The sequence below is a fragment of the Roseovarius sp. genome (genome assembly GCF_965277045.1).
GTDB lineage: Bacteria > Pseudomonadota > Alphaproteobacteria > Rhodobacterales > Rhodobacteraceae > Roseovarius.
Map to the genome: position 1 here is coordinate 2,839,324 of NZ_OZ255712.1, position 18,942 is coordinate 2,858,265.

14 protein-coding genes are annotated in these 18,942 nt (G+C 64.0%); 10 read left to right on the plus strand and 4 right to left on the minus strand.

Annotated features, from left to right (window positions below):
- Positions 1 to 89 precede the first annotated feature (89 nt).
- The 10 genes from ACQY4V_RS14200 to ACQY4V_RS14245 all read left to right on the plus strand — a co-directional run bounded on the left by ACQY4V_RS14200 (position 90) and on the right by ACQY4V_RS14245 (position 14,288).
- Complete coding sequence (locus tag ACQY4V_RS14200) at positions 90 to 1,577, plus strand: aldehyde dehydrogenase family protein (RefSeq protein WP_428512712.1); 1,488 nt, start codon at positions 90 to 92, stop codon at positions 1,575 to 1,577.
- Positions 1,578 to 1,625: 48 nt separating this feature from the next.
- On the plus strand, positions 1,626 to 2,507 hold the full coding sequence (locus ACQY4V_RS14205) for an NAD(P)-dependent oxidoreductase (protein WP_428512714.1): 882 nt from the start codon (positions 1,626 to 1,628) through the stop codon (positions 2,505 to 2,507).
- Positions 2,508 to 2,595: 88 nt separating this feature from the next.
- The gene (locus ACQY4V_RS14210) at positions 2,596 to 3,576 is read left to right on the plus strand and encodes a TRAP transporter substrate-binding protein (RefSeq protein ID WP_428512716.1); all 981 of its coding nucleotides are present in this window, start codon (positions 2,596 to 2,598) and stop codon (positions 3,574 to 3,576) included.
- A 52-nt stretch (positions 3,577 to 3,628) separates the two neighbouring features.
- Complete coding sequence (locus ACQY4V_RS14215; protein ID WP_428512718.1) at positions 3,629 to 4,156, plus strand: TRAP transporter small permease; 528 nt, start codon at positions 3,629 to 3,631, stop codon at positions 4,154 to 4,156.
- Positions 4,149 to 5,432 (plus strand): TRAP transporter large permease, encoded by a 1,284-nt coding sequence (locus ACQY4V_RS14220; protein ID WP_428512720.1) that lies wholly within the window; start codon positions 4,149 to 4,151, stop codon positions 5,430 to 5,432. The genes ACQY4V_RS14215 and ACQY4V_RS14220 overlap by 8 nt, the downstream gene beginning before the upstream one ends.
- A 90-nt stretch (positions 5,433 to 5,522) precedes the next feature.
- A complete protein-coding gene (locus ACQY4V_RS14225) occupies positions 5,523 to 7,772 on the plus strand; it encodes an acyl-CoA dehydrogenase (RefSeq protein WP_428512722.1) in 2,250 nt (749 codons plus the stop codon).
- Positions 7,769 to 9,070: an acetyl-CoA C-acetyltransferase gene (locus tag ACQY4V_RS14230; RefSeq protein WP_428512724.1), complete on the plus strand. Its 1,302-nt coding sequence runs from the start codon at positions 7,769 to 7,771 to the stop codon at positions 9,068 to 9,070. Before ACQY4V_RS14225 ends, ACQY4V_RS14230 begins: the two co-directional genes overlap by 4 nt.
- Positions 9,067 to 11,142: a 3-hydroxyacyl-CoA dehydrogenase NAD-binding domain-containing protein gene (locus ACQY4V_RS14235; protein ID WP_428512726.1), complete on the plus strand. Its 2,076-nt coding sequence runs from the start codon at positions 9,067 to 9,069 to the stop codon at positions 11,140 to 11,142. The genes ACQY4V_RS14230 and ACQY4V_RS14235 overlap by 4 nt, the downstream gene beginning before the upstream one ends.
- Positions 11,135 to 12,970, plus strand: coding sequence for an acetyl-CoA hydrolase/transferase C-terminal domain-containing protein (locus tag ACQY4V_RS14240; protein WP_428512728.1), 1,836 nt, complete (start codon positions 11,135 to 11,137; stop codon positions 12,968 to 12,970). Before ACQY4V_RS14235 ends, ACQY4V_RS14240 begins: the two co-directional genes overlap by 8 nt.
- Positions 12,971 to 13,037: 67 nt before the next feature.
- Complete coding sequence (locus tag ACQY4V_RS14245) at positions 13,038 to 14,288, plus strand: FAD-binding domain-containing protein (RefSeq protein WP_428512730.1); 1,251 nt, start codon at positions 13,038 to 13,040, stop codon at positions 14,286 to 14,288.
- Positions 14,289 to 14,292: 4 nt separating this feature from the next.
- Here ACQY4V_RS14245 and ACQY4V_RS14250 read toward each other — a convergent pair whose 3' ends face one another.
- From ACQY4V_RS14250 to ACQY4V_RS14265, 4 genes are read right to left on the minus strand one after another with little or no spacing between them, the layout of a single operon-like run.
- On the minus strand, positions 14,293 to 15,810 hold the full coding sequence (locus tag ACQY4V_RS14250; RefSeq protein ID WP_428512732.1) for a malonate--CoA ligase: 1,518 nt from the start codon (positions 15,808 to 15,810) through the stop codon (positions 14,293 to 14,295).
- Positions 15,807 to 17,069, minus strand: a complete 1,263-nt coding sequence (locus ACQY4V_RS14255; protein WP_428512734.1) for a malonyl-CoA decarboxylase — start codon at positions 17,067 to 17,069, stop codon at positions 15,807 to 15,809. Before ACQY4V_RS14255 ends, ACQY4V_RS14250 begins: the two co-directional genes overlap by 4 nt.
- Positions 17,066 to 18,382 (minus strand): TRAP transporter large permease, encoded by a 1,317-nt coding sequence (locus tag ACQY4V_RS14260; protein WP_428512736.1) that lies wholly within the window; start codon positions 18,380 to 18,382, stop codon positions 17,066 to 17,068. Before ACQY4V_RS14260 ends, ACQY4V_RS14255 begins: the two co-directional genes overlap by 4 nt.
- Positions 18,382 to 18,933, minus strand: coding sequence for a TRAP transporter small permease subunit (locus ACQY4V_RS14265; protein WP_428512738.1), 552 nt, complete (start codon positions 18,931 to 18,933; stop codon positions 18,382 to 18,384). The genes ACQY4V_RS14260 and ACQY4V_RS14265 overlap by 1 nt, the downstream gene beginning before the upstream one ends.
- Positions 18,934 to 18,942 lie beyond the last annotated feature (9 nt).

Below are 18,942 nucleotides of genomic sequence, written 5' to 3' on the forward strand. Positions count from 1 at the left end.
AGCCGACTGGTGTAGACACGCCGCAAGGGCTGCCCCGTCAGCGTAACGGGGCATAGCGAGCCAGCACATTCACTCAAGACGAGGGCACCATGAAAGATTGGAGCGCAGCGGCAAACGCTCTTTATGATGGCGCAAGTCAGAAGATGTTCATCGGCGGGACCTGGTGCGAAGCCCGTTCCGGAGAGGTCATCGAGGCGCGCAACCCCGCGGACGGAAGCCTTCTGGCAACGGTCCCCAAGGGCGACGCCGCCGATATCGACATCGCGGTCAAGGCCGCGCGGGCGGCGTTCGAGGGGCCTTGGTCGAAATGGACCCCGTTCGAACGTCAGGCCCTGCTTTTGCGCATAGCCGATCGGTTCGAGGCCGAGTGGGAAAACCTGTGCCTGTCGGACACGCTCGACATGGGTATGCCGATCCAGCGCACGCTCGCCAACAGCCGCCGCGTGCTGGGGATGTTGCGATTCTACGCCGGTCAGGCCGTGGCGATCCATGGCGCCACAATCCCCAACTCGTTCCCGGGCGAGATCTATTCCCAGACCGTCCGCGAACCCATCGGCGTGGTCGGCGCCATCATTCCCTGGAATGCGCCGATTGCCGGCTCGATCTGGAAAATTGCGCCGGCCATCGCCACCGGCTGCACTGTCGTTCTGAAACCGTCCGAAGAGGCCTCGCTGACCGTCCTGATGATCGCCCGGATCATGCAGGAGGCCGGCCTGCCCGATGGGGTCCTGAACATCGTGACGGGCCTCGGGTCCGAAGCCGGGGCGGCGCTGGCCGAACACGACGGCGTCGACAAGATCGTCTTCACCGGCTCGACCGCCACTGGCCAGGCCATCGCCCGCGCCGCCACCGGCAACCTCAAGCGCGTGTCGCTGGAACTGGGTGGCAAGTCACCCGTCATCGTTTGCCGTGACGCCGATATCGAAAAAGTGGTGCCGGTCGCGGCCATGGCCGTCTTCGCCAATTCCGGACAGATCTGCATCGCGGGATCGCGCCTGTTCGTGGCGCGCGAAATCCACGACGAATTCGTGCGCCGCGTGGCCGAGTATGCCGCCGGTCTGCGGATCGGTCATGGCATTCGAAAAGACACCGATATCGGCCCGATCATCTCGGCCCGGCAAGCCCAACGCATCGCGGGCTACCTCGACGCAGGCCCGCGCGAAGGCGCGAAGGTGGTCACCGGCGGCGCAAGAGCCGAAGGCGCGGACCTTGCAGGCGGGCACTTTTTCCAACCAACGGTGCTTGGCGGCGTGACCGACACGATGAGTGTCGCACGTGAAGAAATCTTCGGCCCCGTCATCTCGGCCCTGCCCTTCGATGACCTGGAAGAGGTCGTGGCCCGCGCCAACGCCACGCCCTACGGCCTTGCGGCTGGCGTGTTCTCGACACATTTGGGCACCGCACATAAGCTGGCCAACCGGCTGAAGGCCGGCTCCGTCTGGATCAACATGTACCACGCCATCGACCCCGCCGTTCCATTCGGCGGCATGAAGATGTCGGGATACGGGCGCGAGGGCGGGACCGAACACATGGAAGAGTACCTGGACACCAAGGCGATCTGGATCAACGCGGACTAGACCTGCGCCCGCCACGCAATTAACGAAGACGAACGGAAAGACCTCAAAATGAATGTCGGCATCATCGGCGTCGGGCTCATGGGCCACGGCATCGCCCGCAACATCCTGTCGCGCGGCGGCTTCAACCTGCATTTTCTCGATCACCCCGGCAACCAGCCCACCGACGACCTGTTGGCGCAGGGCGGCAGGGCGTGCGCCACCATCGCAGAGATCGCAGAAGCGTCCGATGTGGTCATCCTCTGCGTCACGGGCTCACCCCAGGTCGAGGCCATCGTCGGCGCGCCGGACGGCCTTGCCGCGTCGCTGCGCCCGGGGACGATTGTGGTGGATTGCTCGACCGCGCTGCCCGACTCGACGCTGCGCATGGCCGAGATCGTTCAGAACGCCGGCGGCGACTATCTGGACGCGCCGATGACACGCACCGCGAAACATGCCCATGAGGGCACGCTGAACCTGCTGGTCGGCGGTGCTGCCGAGGCCCTGGAAACCGTGCGCCCTGTGCTGGCCTCTTTCACGGAGAATGTAGATCACGTCGGCCCGCTTGGGCACGGACATCGACTCAAGCTTCTGCACAACTACGTTTCGGTCGGTTTCATGACATTGCTGGCCGAGGCCGCAGCCCAGGCCGCCGATACCGGCATAGATCCCCAGGTGTTCGTCGACGTACTGGCGGGCGGCGGTGGCGCGAGCGCGGCCCTCGACCGGCTGGCGCCCTTCATCGTCTCGCAGGATCGCGATGCCCTGCCCTTTTACGTGTCAAACGCGCTGAAGGATATCGACTACTACCGCAGCATGTCCCACGCGGCGGGAGCGCAGACGTCTGTTGCCGACGGCGTCTCAGCCGCCCTTGCCGCGACGGTCGCCGCCGGCCCCGACGACGCGTATGTGCCGGAACTGGTCCACCTGTTCAGGCAGCGGAAAGACGGGTGACGCCCAGGCATCGGGACGCTCCGACTCGGGGTTGTCAGCCAAAAAATACCTGTGTAGAAAAAGCCAAACGTTAAACGGGAGGAAAACCATGACGTTCATTACCCGCGGGCTGGTCTCGACCGGCATCTTCCTTGCGATGGGCCTTCCGGCCCTTGCGCAGACCGAGGTCAAGATCGGCTACGCCCTCGCCCCCGACAGCCATTACGGCGTCGCGGCGCAGAAGTTCGAAGAGGTCGTCACGGCCGAGACGGGCGACGCGTTCGAGTTCAAGCATTTCCCCTCGTCCGGCCTGGGCGGCGAGCGCGAAGTGATCGAAGGGCTGCAACTGGGCACCATCGAGGCCACCATCGTGTCCTCCGGCACGCTGGCCAACTTCGTGCCCGACACGGGCGTTTTCGACATCCCCTTCCTGTTCCGGGATCTGGACCACGCCCGCGCCGTTCTGGATGGTGAGATCGGCCAGGAAATCCTCGCCGAGTTCGACAATGTCGGCCTGCATGGGCTGGCCTGGGGCGAACAGGGCTTCCGCCACATCACCAACAACCGCAACGCCATCGAGACACCCGCCGATGTCGAAAGCCTGAAGATCCGCACGATGGAAAACCCGGTGCACCTTGCGGCATTCAACGCCATGGGCGCGGCCCCCACACCGATGGCCTGGCCCGAGGTGATCTCGTCCCTGCAACAGGGCGTGATCGACGGACAGGAGAACCCGCTTTCGGTGATCGTCTCGGTCAAGCTGGACGAGGTTCAGGAATACCTGACTCTGTCGGGCCACGTCTATTCGCCCGCCATGCTGCTTGTGTCCAAACCCTTCTGGGATGGCCTTGACGACACGCAGAAAGCCGCCTTCGAGAAGGCCGCGGCAGAGGCCGTGACGGCCATGCGCGGCTATGTCGACAACGTCGAGACCACGGGCGTCGAGACCCTGAAAGAGCGCGGCATGAAGGTGAACGAACTGTCGGCCGAACAGAAGGCCGCCTTCCAGGAGTCCATCGCGTCAGCCTATGAAGGTTACTACGAAACCTATGGCAAGGATCTTGTCGACTCGATCGTCAACTTCGAGTGATGACAGCCCACCGGCGCCCTCCCGGCGCCGGTGAACCGACCGGGGGCGCCACGTGAAACGGCTCGAACATATTTTCGTCGTGCTGAATGGCTGGGCGCTTATCCTGATGCTGTCGGCAATGGCCCTGATCGTGGGGGCGAATATTTTCCTGCGGTACTTCACCGCGCAGTCCCTGCCCTGGGCGGACGAGGCCGCGCGGTACCTGATGATCTGGCTGACCTTCACCGGCGCGGGCCTTATCCTGCGGATCGGCGGACACGTCGCAATCACGAACCTGCAGGACAAACTTCCCGCGATCGGGCAAAAACTTCTTCGCGCCTTGATCGTTCTCATCCTGCTGACCTTCTTCGCCTACATGGTGCATGTCGGTTGGCAATACGCCCAGCGGATGCAGTTTCAGGTCACGCCGGCCCTGCGCCTGCCATTTCTCTATGTCTACGCGGCGATGCCGGTGGGGTTCGCGTTGCTGATCGTCCATCTGTTGCTGATCGCGCGTCCCTTCATCAACGCCGGAGACTACAAGAGCCTCGACGCACGCGGCGTTGACGATGAAACCGTCACCGGCGGCGCCAATGGCTGAGATCCTCTTTCCGGCGCTTTTCCTGCTGTTGATCCTAGGGCTGCCCGTGGCCTTCGCCATGGCGATCTCGGTCTTCGCGGCGATCATGCTGGCCTCCAGCTATCAGCCGCTGGTCGTCGTCAAGGAAATGTTCTCGGGTCTCGACAGCTTTCCGCTTCTGGCCGTGCCGTTCTTCATCCTTGCGTCCGAGATCATGACAGGCGGTGCCGTGACCCTCGCCATCCTGCGTTTGGCGCAATCGCTGGTCGGGCATCTGCGCGGCGGACTGGGGCACGCCAACGTCGTCAGTTCCGCCATGTTCGCGGGCATTTCGGGAAGCGCGCTTGCCGATGCCGCCGGTCCGGGCACGATGATGATCCGCATGATGGAAAAAGGCGGGTACGACCGACCCTATGCCAGTGCGCTCACCATCGCCAGCGCCGTGGTCGGCCCGATCATTCCGCCTTCGATCACCATGATCATCTATGCCATGCAGGACCAGAACGTCTCGGTCGGCTCGCTTTTCATGGCCGGGATCCTGCCGGGTCTCGTGATCACCCTGATGGTCCTTCTGGCCAATGCCCGTGTCAGTAAGCGGCGCAACTATGCCTCGGGCGAACCGATGCCCTCATTCGCGGAAATAGCGCGCATCGCGCTTTTCGCCCTGCCCGCCCTGATCCTGATTGCCCTGATCGTGGGCGGTATCCGCTTTGGCATCTTCACCCCGACCGAGGCGTCGGTCATCGCCGTTTTCTACGCCCTCTTCGTCGGCATGTTCGTCTATCGCTCACTGCGCCTGCGTGATCTGCCCGGCATCGTGCTGCGTGCGGCCCTGACCTCGGGCGCAGTGTTGCTGATCCTCGGCGCCGCGCGCGCCTTTGCCTGGGTTCTGATCATCGAGTCGATTCCGCAGTTCCTGGCCGAAACGATCATCTCGTGGGATCTGGCGCCCATCGTTTTCCTGCTCGCCGTCAACCTGCTGCTGCTGGTCTTCGGCCTTTTCATGGACCCGTTGCCGGGCGTGATGATCCTGGTGCCGATCCTCGCCCCGATCAGCTTTGCGCTGGGCATCGACCCCAATCACTTTGCGATCATCGTGATCGTGAACCTCACGCTCGGGCTGACGACGCCACCTGTCGGTAGTCTGATCTTCGTCGTGTCCTCGACGGTCGGCCTGCGGCCCTCGACCCTGATCCGGGAAATGCCACCCTTCTTCTTGGCTCTCGCGACGGCCCTTGTCCTCATCACGTTCATTCCGATCCTGTCGACCTGGCTTCCGGCCATCAGCGGCTTCTGACGCAGCGTCAGGCACCTCCGCCACGGCCCGCACGACTGCGCGCAGGAACTTCCGCTCAGGTGAGGCGTTGCGCCCTAAAGGAGTTCCCGCATGTCCAGCTTCCGCGCGCGCGCGATCACCAAACCCATCTTCAAGTGGGCCAAGGGCGTTCTGCCCGGCTTGTCAAAGACTGAAAGCGAGGCGCTGAACGCTGGCGAAGTGTGGTGGGAGGCGGAACTTTTCTCGGGAAACCCCGACTGGTCGAAGCTGCGCAACGTCAAATCGCCGAAGCTGTCCGAGGAAGAACAGGCGTTTTTCGATGGTCCCGTGCAGGACCTGTGCGCGATGATCGACGACTGGAAGATCAACCACGAAACCGGCGACCTTACCCCCGAGGTCTGGCAGTTTTTGCGCGAGAACAAGTTTTTCGGCATGATCATCCCGAAAAAGCATGGCGGACTAGAATTTTCCGCTTTCGCCCATTCCGAAATCGTCCGCTACATCTCGACACGTTCGGTCGCCGCCGCTGTGACCGTCATGGTGCCCAACTCGCTTGGCCCGGGCGAGCTGTTGCATCAGTTCGGCACCGACGAACAAAAGGACTACTGGCTGCCGCGCCTCGCGGACGGGCGCGAATTGCCGGCCTTCGGTCTTACCAGCGCCGAGGCCGGGTCCGACGCAGGTGCCATGATCGACGATGGTGTCGTGTGCAAGGGCCAATGGAAAGGCGAGGAGGTGCTGGGCATCCGCCTCAACTGGGCCAAGCGCTACATCACCCTGTCGCCTGTCTGCACCGTCCTGGGTCTGGCGTTCAAGCTGCGCGACCCCGATGGCCTCTTGGGCGACAACCCCGATATCGGTATCACTTGCGCGCTTGTCCCAACAGACCTCGAGGGTGTCGAAACCGGCCGTCGCCACATCCCGTCGTCCACGATGTTCATGAACGGACCGACCACCGGCAAAAATGTGTTCATCCCGCTCGACAACATCATCGGCGGTCAGGAGTATGCCGGCGAAGGTTGGATGATGCTGATGAGCGCACTGGCTGCCGGGCGTGGCATCTCGCTGCCGTCCATGGGTTGCGCCGCCATAGCCCTGTCGGCGCACACAACCGGCGCCTATGCCCGCATCCGCCAGCAGTTCAACCTGCCAATCGGCAAGTTCGGCGGCGTGCAGGCCCGTCTGGGCCGGCTTGCGGCGGACGCCTACGCGATGGATGCCGCGCGGCATCTGACCTGCGCCGGGCTCGACGAGGGCCGCGCGCTGTCGGTGATCTCGGCGATCATGAAAGCCCACGCGACCTTCCGAATGCGCGAGGCGCTGAACGATGCGATGGATGTCCATTCCGGCAAGGCGGTGATCGACGGACCGTCGAATTACCTTTTGCCGCTCTACCGTGCCGTGCCGATCGGCATCACGGTCGAAGGCGCCAACATCGTCACCCGCAGCCTGATCATCTTTGGCCAGGGCTCGATCCGGGCGCATCCGCACATGCTTGACAATATGATGGCGCTCGAGGAAGACGACCCCGACAAGGCGCTGGAGATGTTCGACAAATCGCTTTGGGCGCATGTTGGCCACAGCACGCGCACACTCTTCCGCAGCTGGGGCCGCGCCCTGACCGGCGGGCGCTTTGCGCCTGCACCGGCCGCAGGCGACGCCACGGACATCTACAAGCAACTGTCGCGCTGGTCTGCCGCCTATGCGCTGACCGCCGACATGCTGTTCCTGTCGTTGGGCGGCGCACTCAAGCGCAAGGAAATGATCTCGGGCCGCATGGGCGATATCCTGTCCGAGATGTACATCCTCTCGGCCGCCCTCAAACGCTGGGAGGACGAAGGCCGCCAGAAAGCCGATCTGCCCGTGCTGCGCTATGTCGCCGCCGACGCCTTTCACAACATCCAGACAGCACTGGACGAGGTCATCGCGAACCTGCCGGCCCGGTGGGCCGCTGCCCTTCTGCGGTTCTTCACCCTGCCCGGCATCGCACAGCGCAAACCTGACGACAGGCTGGTCGCGCAATGTAGCGACCTGCTCTACGATCCGTCCGAGGCACGCGATCGCATCGTCGGCCGCATCGCCGATGGCTGCAATCGCGACGGCGTGCAGGTTCTCAATGAATGCTACGCCAAGGTCACGGAAATGGCGCCCGTCATGAAACGCCTGCGCGACGCGAAAAAGACGCCCGAGGAGGCTTTGGAAGCCGGAATTCTCAGCGATGCCGAAATGGCGGACATCAAGGAGATGACCCGGTTGGTGGACGAGGTGGTGGCCGTCGATGACTACGCAGCCGAAGATTTCGCCGCGCTCTTTCCCGCACCGCACTCAAGCGACAGCAGCCACCGCGAGGCCGCGGAATGACAAAGACTGACGGAAGAAATCGTGTCTTTCTGGTCGACGGTGCACGCACGCCTTTCCTCAAGGCCCAGGCCGGCCCCGGGCCGTTCACCCCGGTCGACCTCGCCGTGCAATGCGGCCGGCCGCTGCTGGCCCGGCAGCCGTTTGACCGGGCGGCGTTGGACCTCGTGATACTGGGTTGCGTCAACGTGATCGCGGACGAGATGAATCCGGCCCGCGTTGCCGGCCTCCGGCTTGGCCTGCCTGAAACGACCGTTGCCTTTACGATGCAGATCAACTGCGGCTCCGGGATGCAGAGCATCGACACGGCCTATCGCTACATACGTGAGGGCAGTCACCAGATGATCCTCGCCGGCGGCGCCGAGGCACTCAGCCACGCGCCCCTGACCTTGCGCCAGTCTGCCGTGGACTGGTTCGGACGGATGAGCACCGCCAAGGGCCCGCTGGACCAGGCCAAGAACCTGGCCGGACTGAAGCCCGAATTCTTCAAGCCCGTCGTCGGGCTGGAGCGCGGCCTGACCGATCCGATCACGACGCTCAGCATGGGCCAGACCGCCGAGGTTCTGGCGCATCACTTCAATATCGACCGGGAAACCGCCGACGCCTACGCAATGCAAAGCCATCATCGCCTTGCCGCCGCTCACAAGGAAGGCCGGCTGGACGGCGAACTGATGCCCGCCTTCGCGCGCGACGGAACTGTCTACGACCACGACAATGGCGTCCGACCCGACAGCGACATGGAAGGGTTGGCCAAGCCAAAACCCGTCTTCGAGCCACCTTACGGGAAAGTGACGGCCGGCAATTCCAGTCAGATCACCGACGGAGCAAGCTGGTGCATCCTCGCGTCCGAAAAAGCGGTAGACGCCCACGGTCTGGAACCGCTGGCCGAGATTACCGACAGCGAATGGGCCGGGCTCGATCCGTCGATCATGGGGCTGGGGCCGGTCATGTCCTCCACGCCCATCGTAAAGCGTCACGGGTTCGGCATCGCGGATATCGACCTGTGGGAATTGAACGAGGCCTTCGCGGCGCAGGTCCTGTCCTGCCTTGCCGCCTGGAATGACGATGACTTCTGCCGCAACGTTCTGGGCCTCGACGGCGCGTTCGGACGCATCGACCGCGACCAGCTCAATGTCGATGGCGGGGCGATTTCGTTGGGCCACCCGGTCGGCACCAGTGGCAACCGCATCGTCCTGCATCTTGCCAACGCGATGAAAACCCGCGGTGCGAAACGCGGCATCGCAACGGAATGCATCGGCGGCGGCCTTGGCGGCGCGATGCTGCTGGAGGCTGTGCAATGACCGGACCTGTCCTGAAATTCCTGGGCGAGACGAAGCTGGAACTGGGCCCGGTCGGAGAGGCTCAAGGCAACTGGCGCACCGGCCGGGATGCCAGCAACATCCTCTGGCTTGTCCTTGACAAGACCGGCAGCAGCGTCAACACCGTCTCCGAAGACGTGATCCGGGAGCTTGACGATCACATTGCCGCCGCCGAGGCCGACAAGCCCGCCGCGCTCGTGATACGTTCGGCGAAACCGGCAGGCTTCGCCGCCGGTGCCGATATCTCGGGCTTCGAATCCATGACCGACCAGGGCGCCGCCGCCCTGCTGAAACAGGCGCATGACGTTCTGGACCGGATCGAGGCGCTCCCCTGCCCCACGATCTGCGTGGTCCACGGCGCGGCGCTGGGGGCCGGTTTCGAACTGGCGCTGGCCTGCGATTACCGCATCGCCACGCCCGGTGCCTCCTTCGGCTTCCCCGAAGTTCAGCTTGGGTTGCATCCCGGTCTTGGCGGCACGTTCCGCCTGCCCGCGCTGATCGACCCAACGGACGCCATGACCATGATGTTGACCGGCAAGACCGCGCATACCAAGCGCGCCAAGTCGCAGGGCATCGCCGACGCCATCGTCGAGGAACGCCACGTCGCCGCTGCCGTGAGCGCGGCAAGGAATGGCAAGATCGAGCGCCAATCGCCCGGTCTTAAGTCCCGCGCCTTTTCCTTCGACCAGGCCCGCAGTCTTGCAGCCCGCCAGATGCGAAGCAAGACCGAGGAGAAAGCCCCGAAGGAACACTATCCTGCGCCGCACGCCCTGATCGACCTCTGGGAAGAACACGGCGATGACCGCGACGCGATGCAGCAGGCCGAGATAGACAGTTTCGCAAAACTGCTCGACACCGAGACATCGAAGAACCTGCGGCGGGTTTTCTTCCTTCAGCAATCGCTGAAGGATGCCGGGCGCGGCGAGGACGGCATCGCCCATGTCCACGTCATCGGCGCGGGCGCAATGGGGGCCGAGATCGCCGCGATTGCCGCCATCAAGGGCAAGACCGTGACCTTGGGCGATATCGAAACAGATCCGCTGGGCAAGGCCATCAGGACGGCGGCAAAAATCTGCGAGGCCAAACACCTCAGCAGCACGGAAACCCGCGACGCGCTGGACCGCCTCATGCCCGACCCGCACGGATACGGGCTCGCCCACGCCGACCTCGTGATCGAAGCCGCCAGCGAAGAGCAGGAGATAAAGGAAAAGATCTTCAAGGGACTGAAAGGCGCTTTGAAGAAGGACGCGATCCTCGCCACCAACACGTCCAGCCTGTCGGTCGACGATCTTGCAGGCGCCGCACCGGCCAAGTCTCGCTTCGCCGGGCTGCACTACTTCAACCCGGTTTCGAAAATCGATCTCGTGGAGGTGGTGAAGGGAAGCGCGACCAACGAAAAGACCGCCAACCGCCTAGCCGCGTTCTGCGGTGCCACAGGCAAACTGCCCGCCTTGGTCAGCGACTATCCGGGCTTCGTCGTCAACCGCGCCCTCGTGCCCTACATGCTCGAGGCGATGGTCCTGATGGACGAAGGAGTTTCGAAAGAAGTGATCGACACCGCCGCCATCCGCTTCGGCATGCCCATGGGTCCGGTCGCGCTGGCCGATCAGGTGGGTCTGGACATCGGCCTTCACGTGGCCGAAAGCCTTCAAGGCAGCCTGGATACCTCCATGCCGCCGATCAGTGACGATCTGCGCGCCCGTGTCGACAAGGGCGATCTCGGCAAGAAAACCGGCCAAGGTTTCTACGACTGGTCCGACGGCACGCCCCGTCCCGACGCGGACATGAACGACGCGCCCGAAGATCTGACCGACCGCCTGATCCTTCCCATGCTGAACGCCTGCGTGGAGGTTCTGCGGAAAGACGTGGCAAAGGATGCCGACCAGGTTGATGCCGCCCTGATCTTTGCCACCGGCTGGGCCCCGTTCCGCGGTGGTCCGATGCACTACGCCAAAACCCGCGGCATCTCGGAGATCAAGCAACGCCTGGCAGAGCTGGAAGCCACGCACGGCCCGCGCTTCACCCCCGATCCCGGCTGGTCCGACCTTGGCTGAAAAGCCAGAGGTCTATACCGACGCCGACGCGATGGCGCGGGCAATCTACAAGGCCAACGGCGGCGAAATACGCCTTGCCCTGCCGCTTGGTCTGGGCAAGCCGATCACGATCGTCAACGCGCTGGTGCGGGCGGCTGTGGACGACCCGGCGCTTTCCCTGAAGATATTCACGGCGCTGAGCCTGCAACGCCCCGACCCATCCTCGGAGCTGGAGAAACGGTTTCTCGACCCCGCGATGGACCGCCTCTTCGGCACCGCGCCCTCCTTGACCTATGTCGATCTCATCAAGTGCGGCGACCTGCCCGACAACATCGAGGTATCCGAGTTCTTCTTTCAGGCCGCAAGCTGGCTCGGCAACGACTATGCCCAACGGCAGTATATCTCGGCCAACTACACCCATGCCCGCGACGTTCTGATTTCGCAAAGGCCGAACGTGCTCGCTCAGTTGATGCCGCGCGACGGCGCGCATTTCAGCATGTCCAGCAACACCGACATTTCCGCCGATCTCTTTGCGCGGCGCAGCGCCGGCGAGATGGATTTCCTAGCCGTGGCCGAACTGAACGATGCCCTGCCCTACATGGACGGACCCGCCGAGATAGAGGCGCGCGATGTCGCCATGGTGCTGGAGCCACCCCGCCAGGTCGATCTTTTCTCCGTCCCGCGTCGTCCCGTGGCCGATGCGCAGCACGCCATCGCGCTGCATGTCTCGCGGCTTGTCCCCGATGGCGGCACCCTGCAGATCGGCATCGGCGCGATCGGCGACGCGGTGGCAAACGCGCTGATTGCCCGCGACCGCGCCGCGCTGCACGATCTTTGGCGCACCGCCCCGCTTCCGCTGCAGGGGGCCGAGGAAGGCCCCTTCCGCACCGGTCTTTATGCCGTGACAGAAATGCTCGTGGGCGGTCTCGTGGCGCTGTTCGAGGCCGACATATTGCGCCGCGAAGCACATGACGGCGCCGTGGTCCACGCCGGTTTCTTCGTGGACGCGCGCGACATGTACCAGCGCCTCCGTGCCTTGCCGCCCGACCGCCGCGCCAGGATCCGAATGATGCCGGTCAGTTTCACCAATGCGCTCTATGGCGACGAGCCCATCAAGCGGGACGACCGTCGCGACGCCCGCTTCGTCAATGGTGCCATGCAGGTCAGCCTGCTGGGCGACGCGATGTCCGATTCCGCGAAACCGGGTCAGGTGGTCAGCGGGGTCGGCGGCCAGTTCAACTTCTTCGAACAGGCCTTCGCGCTGGAGGACGCCCATGCGGTCCTGACCCTGCCCGCCACGCGACAAAGCGGCGGCGACCTTGGCTCGAACATCGTCTGGCAACTGCCCGTCACCACCGTTCCCCGCCACATGCGCGATGTGGTGGTCACCGAATACGGCGCGGCCTTCCTGCGCGGTTTGCCGGACGAAGAGGTCATCAAGCGCCTGATCTGCATCGCCGACAGCCGCTTTCAGCAGGACCTTGCCGGGTCAGCCAAAAAGGCCGGAAAACTCGATCCCGACTGGACGGTTCCGCCCGCGCACGCCAGCAATACACCGGAAACCATCGCGACATGGCTTGCCCCCTACCGCGAGGGCCTTCTGCCGGACTATCCGCTCGGCACCGATTTCACCGATATCGAGCAGCTGTTGCTCAATGCCCTCGCGGACCTGAGCCAGATACAGTCCGACAAACGGGCACTCCTGTCGCGGATATGGGCGGGCCTCACCGCCACTCCGCACCCTCAGGAAGGCCCGGCGATGGAGCGCATGGGATACGACGCAACCCCAAGGCTCGCCGAGCCATTGCAGGCCCGCGCCCTGCGCGGCGCCTTGCGGCGCCTGGCCTGACCCGCAGATTGTAGACATTGCCGACGGTCGCATTATCTCTCCGCCCGACCTGCAGAAAAGGGATGCGATGACCGACGAAACCACGGCCGAAACCCTGGCACCGGATTGGCCGACCCCGACCCGCGACGCGGCCGAGGCACATCTGGCGCGGGTTCTGCCGCAGCTTGGCACGCAGTATGCCCACAACAGGAATGTCGACAAAGGCCCCGGGCGACACGACGCCGTCTCGCGCCTTTCGCCCTACCTTCGCCGCCGCATGATCACCGAGCCTGCTCTGATCGCGGCGGTGCTGCGCGCGCACGGCCCCGAGAACGGCGAAAAGTTCCTGCAGGAGGTTCTGTGGCGCAGCTATTTCAAAGGATGGCTGGAGCGTCGGCCGCAGGTCTGGCGGAGCTACCGCGACGGTCTTCGCGCCGATCTGGCGCAACTGGACCACTACGCAGACCTGCGCCGCGCGGTCGAGCGTGCCGAAGCGGGCCAGACCGATCTCGACTGCATGAACGCCTGGGCGCGGGAACTGACCGACACCGGCTACCTGCACAATCACGCCCGCATGTGGTTCGCCTCGATCTGGATCTTCACGCTGCGCCTGCCCTGGCGGCTGGGGGCGGAATTCTTCTATCGCCACCTGCTCGATGGCGATCCCGCTTCCAACACGCTCAGCTGGCGTTGGGTCGCCGGCCTGCACACGCGCGGCAAGTTCTATGCCGCCGAAGCCTGGAATATCGCCAAGTTCACCGACCATCGCTTTTCACCCGATGCCGCCGACCTTGCCGACGTGACCGAAGGGCTGGAAAACCATGAGCCGGACGGTCTGCCCGAGCTTCAACCGCTGCGCACGCCAGTCGCACCGGATGCGGGCGTTCCGACCGCCCTTCTGATCACGGAAGAAGACTGCCGCCCCGACGACTTCGCGCTCGGCGACCTCGATATTCGCGCCAAGGCCACCCTTGCGGCCAGCGCCCTGCGCTCACCCCGGCCCGTGGGCGGAAAAGTCGTCGAGTTCGAGGCCGCCGCCCTGGCCGACACCGCGCAGCGCATCACGCGAAAGGCCGAGAACCTGCAAGCAAACGATCCGGCCGAACTTGCCCGCTGGGCGACACGCGCAGGCGCCCGCCAGATTGCCACGCCTTACGTGCCCGAAGGCCCGCTACGCGATTGGCTTAACGCGGCGCAGCCGGCACTGGACAATGCAGGCGTCACGCTCTGCGAATGGCGCCGCGACTGGGACGCAATCGTCTGGCCCCACGCCACCGCAGGGTACTTCAAGGTCAGGAAAAAGCTTCCCGAGCTTTTGCACGCTGCCGGTCTGGACTGAGCTCTCAGGCGGGGGTGAACAGATCCTTGAATTCGTCCCGCAACAGGTTCTTCTGGACCTTGCCCATGGAATTGCGCGGCAGCTCGTCGCGGATGATCAGCTTTCGGGGATGCTTGAACCGCGCAAGCGCCTGTGACGTGGCCTCGGCAATCGCCTCAAGATCCGGTTCCGCATTCGCTTCGGGCACCAGAACGCCCACGACCGTCTCGCCAAAGTCCGCGTGCGGCACGCCAATGACCGCGCTTTCCAGCACGCCGGGCTGTTCGTCCAGCACCAGCTCGATCTCCTTGGGATAGATGTTGTACCCGCCCGAGATGATCAGATCCTTGTTGCGCCCGACGATCTGGACATACCCCCTGTCGTCGATAATCCCGAGGTCGCCGGTAATGAAAAACCCGTTCTCGCGCAGTTCGGCGGCGGTCTTTTCGGGCATCTGCCAGTAGCCCTGGAAAACATTCGGTCCGCGCACCTCGATCTGGCCAACCTCGCCCTGCGGCACCTCCTCGCCGGTTTCGGGATCGGTGATCTTCAACTCCACCCGGGGCAAGGGAAAGCCGACGGTGCCGGCGCGCCGTTCCCCGTCATAGGGGTTCGAGGTGTTCATGTTCGTCTCGGTCATGCCATAGCGTTCCAGGATGCGGTGCCCGGTCCGCTGTTCGAACCTTGTATGCGTCTCGGCCAGCAGCGGCGCGCTGCCCGACACGAAAAGCCGCACATGCGCCACAAGGTCCTTGTCGAAACGCGGATCGTCCAGAAGACGGGTATAGAAGGTCGGCACGCCCATCATCGACGTGGCCTTCGGCAATAGCTCGATCACCGTATCGAGGTCGAATTTCGGCAGGAAAATCATCGACCCGCCGGCAACCAGCGTGATGTTGGTCGCCACGAAAAGGCCATGGGTGTGAAAGATCGGCAACGCGTGCAGCAGGACATCGTCCGAGGTAAACCGCCAGTGCTCGGCCAGCGTCTGCGCGTTCGACAAAAGATTGCCCTGGCTCAGCATCGCGCCCTTCGAGCGTCCCGTGGTGCCCGAGGTGTAAAGCAAGGCGGCAAGATCGTCCTCGGTCCGCTTTACCGTCTTGAAACTGTCCGCCTGTTCGCCTGCCTTGTCCGGCAAGCTCCCGGTGCCATCGTCCTCCAGCGTTTCGATCTGCGCGCGGTGCTTCGCGGCGATGGGCGTCAGCGCCTCGCGTCGGTCGCCCTTGCAAATCACCATCGACGCGCCGCTGTCCTCGATGAAATAACTCAGTTCGTCGACCGTGTAGCCGGTATTCAGCGGCAGAAAGACCAGCCCGGCCTGCACGCAGGCCGCATAGACCGCCAGCGCGTCATGCGATTTCTCGACCTGCGCCGCAACCCGGTCTCCGGGGGTCAGCCCCTGCGCGGCAAAGGCATTGGCATATCGCGCCGTCAGCTTCAGGAACCCGTCGTGGGTCAGAGTGTCCCCATCGGGCAGATGAAGGAAGATTGTGTCCTTGCCGATGTGATCTCCGAACAGGGCGTCAAAAAGCGGGTTGGTCATGCTGCTCCCTCCTCCGGCACGGTTTTCGCCGCCGCGGCGGCCTGTGTCTTGATTTCGCTCGACGTGGCCACGCGTTGCTCCGCCGCGAACCGCTCGTGGTTCTGCGACACCTTGGCCAGATCGTAAAGGTAGTTCACCATCACGCCCGCCGATTGCTTCAATCCGTTGTCCGACACGTCCGCACCGGCATGGACCTTGTGCACCTGGGCCCCGTTGCCCAAATGAAATCGTGCAACCGGATCGAGCGGCAAACCGTCGCCGCGCTTGGCCTGCGTCAGGTAATAGGCGGCGTACTCGCACAGCGCGTCGGGCTGTTGCGCCTCGGGGTTGATATCCACGCTCGTCATCCACCGTGTCAGGCCGGGGATCGGCGACAGCGTCACGAAATTCCGCAAAGCCGGGTTTTCCAGCGACAGATCCGACGCCACCTGCTTGATCAGCGAATTGCCAAAGGAAATCTGCGCCAGCCCCGACTGGCAATTCGAGATCGAGTAGAACACGGCGGTATCGGCCCGGTCAGCGTCGATCTGGTCGCGTGCCTCGGCCAGAACGTCCTGGATCGACCCGGGAATACCCTTGGTCAGCGCCACCTCGACAAAGATCAACGGCTCGTCCGGCATGGCCGGGTGAAAGAACGCGAAACAGCGGCGGTCGGCGGGCTCCAGCCTGCGCCGCAGATCTTCCCAGCTGTCGATGGCGTGCACCGCCTCGTAAGCGATGATCTTCTCGAGAATATGCGCCGGGCTTTCCCAACTGATCGGGCGCAGCACCAGGAACCCGCGGTTGAACCAGCTGGCAAAGAGATGCCGGAAATCCAGGTCCAGTGCCTGCAAACCGTCATCGTCCTGTCCCAGCCGCAACAGGTCGGTCCGCATCCCGACCAGCCGCTTGGTCGCGCCCGGGACCTGGTTCATCCGCCGGATCAACTCCTGCCGGGGCGACTCGGACGCGTTCAGGAAGGCGCGATAAGTGGCCTTGGACTGCCCGCGCTCATACGCGTCCAGCGCGTCGCGTACGACCTCGGGGTTGATCACCATATCCTGTGCGAGGTGCCGGAAAAACGCCAGCTTCGCGGGATCGTCCCAGGTCTCGTAGCGTTCCAGGATCTGCCGCGCCACGGCCTGTCCCGAAACCTCGCCCGTGGCCCCGATCAGGTCCGCCGTCAGGTCCTCGATCGGTCGGTCATCCCGAGGCAGGCCCCGCGAAGCACCGTAACGGCGCTCGAACACTGTAGACAGTAGGTCGGCAAGCAAGGTCATAGCTCCGCTCCCATCACCATATCGGGCAACCACGTGGCGATGCCCGGAAAAAGGCACAGCAGGACGATCGCGATCACCATGCAGGCCACGAAGGGCAACGACCCCATGAGGATCGTCTTCAGCGAGATGTCCGGCGCGATGCCGTTGATCACGTATAGGTTCAGCCCCACGGGCGGCGAGATCAGCCCGATTTCCATGTTGATCGTCAGCACCACGGCGAACCAGATCGGGTCGAACCCGGCGGTGGTGATGATCGGCAGGAGGATCGGCGCCGCCATCAGGATAACCGCGACCGGCGGCAGGAAGAAGCCCGCGATCAGCAGAAAGACGTTGATCGCGCCCATCAGCACCCAGCGGTTCACATCCAGCGTGCCGATCCATTCCGCGATGGACTGCGTGATGAAAAGCGACGACAGCATGTAGGAAAAGACACCCGCGGCTGCGATGATGAACAGGATCATCACGCTTTCCCGCGTGCTGTCCCGCAACACCGTCCAGATCTGGCGCGGGTCCCATAAGCGATAGATGATCATGGCGATCAGCATGCACATCAGCGCCCCCACCGCGGCCGTTTCCGACGGCGTCGCGATACCGCCATACATGGCATAAAGCACGCCCAGGATGATGAACAGGAACGGCAGCACCCGTGGCAGGATCTCCACCCGTTCCTTCCAGGTATAGCTGCCCGCAGACAGTACGCTCGCATTGCCCGACTTCCACGTCGAGTAAAGCGACCATGCCATGAACAACCCCACCAGCAGCAGGCCGGGGAACACGCCCGCCAGAAACAGGCGGCCAATCGAGGTCTCGGTCGCGATGCCGTAGACGATCATCGTGACCGACGGCGGAATGAGAATCCCCAGCGTCCCGCCCGCCGCGATGGAGCCCGCGGCGACGCCATCGGGATAGCCCCGCTTGCGCATCTCGGGGATGCCCATCTTGCCGATGGCCGCACAGGTGGCCGGGCTGGAACCGGACATCGCGGCGAAGAGCGCGCAAGCGCCCAGGTTCGACACCACAAGCCCCCCTGGCACGCGGGTCAGCCAGCGTTCCAGCGCCTCGTAAAGGTCGGCACCCGCGCGGGTCGAGGCGATGGAGGCACCCATGATGATGAACATCGGAATCGACAGCAGCGCGAAATTGTCCAGCTTGCCGAAGAAGATTTCCGGCATAAGCGACAGCGAACTCATCCCGTCGAAGATGATCAGGAACCCCGCCGACACGACCAGCAGGCCCGCGGCCACCGAGATGCCCGAAAACAGGACGACGATGGTGATGATGGCGACCAGGCCACCCAGTGCAAGCGGATCCATCAGACGTCCTCCAGCCCGAAGGGCTTGTCGATGCCCGTGGTCATCGCGAAAAGGTCAGCCACCAGTTGCAGCGCATAGAGGCCGAAGCCCAGCGGCAGCGCGAGGTACGGCACCCAAAGCTTGGGGTTCCAGGGCGTGTTCGACGTCTCCCCCCAGTCCCAGGCCTCGTGCCAGAAATGATACCCGTGCCAGACCATCATGCCGATCACGGCCAGGGTCAGCGCCATGACGATCCCGGCCAGCACCCGCCGCGCCTTGTTCGGCAGCATGATCGGCAGCAGGTCCACGTTCACGTGGCCACGCACGAACTGCACGTAAGGCAGGCCCAGCATCGTCGCCCCGATCATCAGGTACGTCACGCCCTCGGTGTGCCAGATCGTCGACTGGTTCAGCACGAACCGGATGAAGATCATCTGGCAGACGATCAGGACGGACGCGACGATCATCAGCGCGGCGACGACGCCGCAGATTTGGCTGATCCAGCCGATGACGCGCAGGACGGGGTTGCCACCGTGGCGGGCGGCCGCTGTGGCATGGGCGGATCCGGACATCGCTCGGCC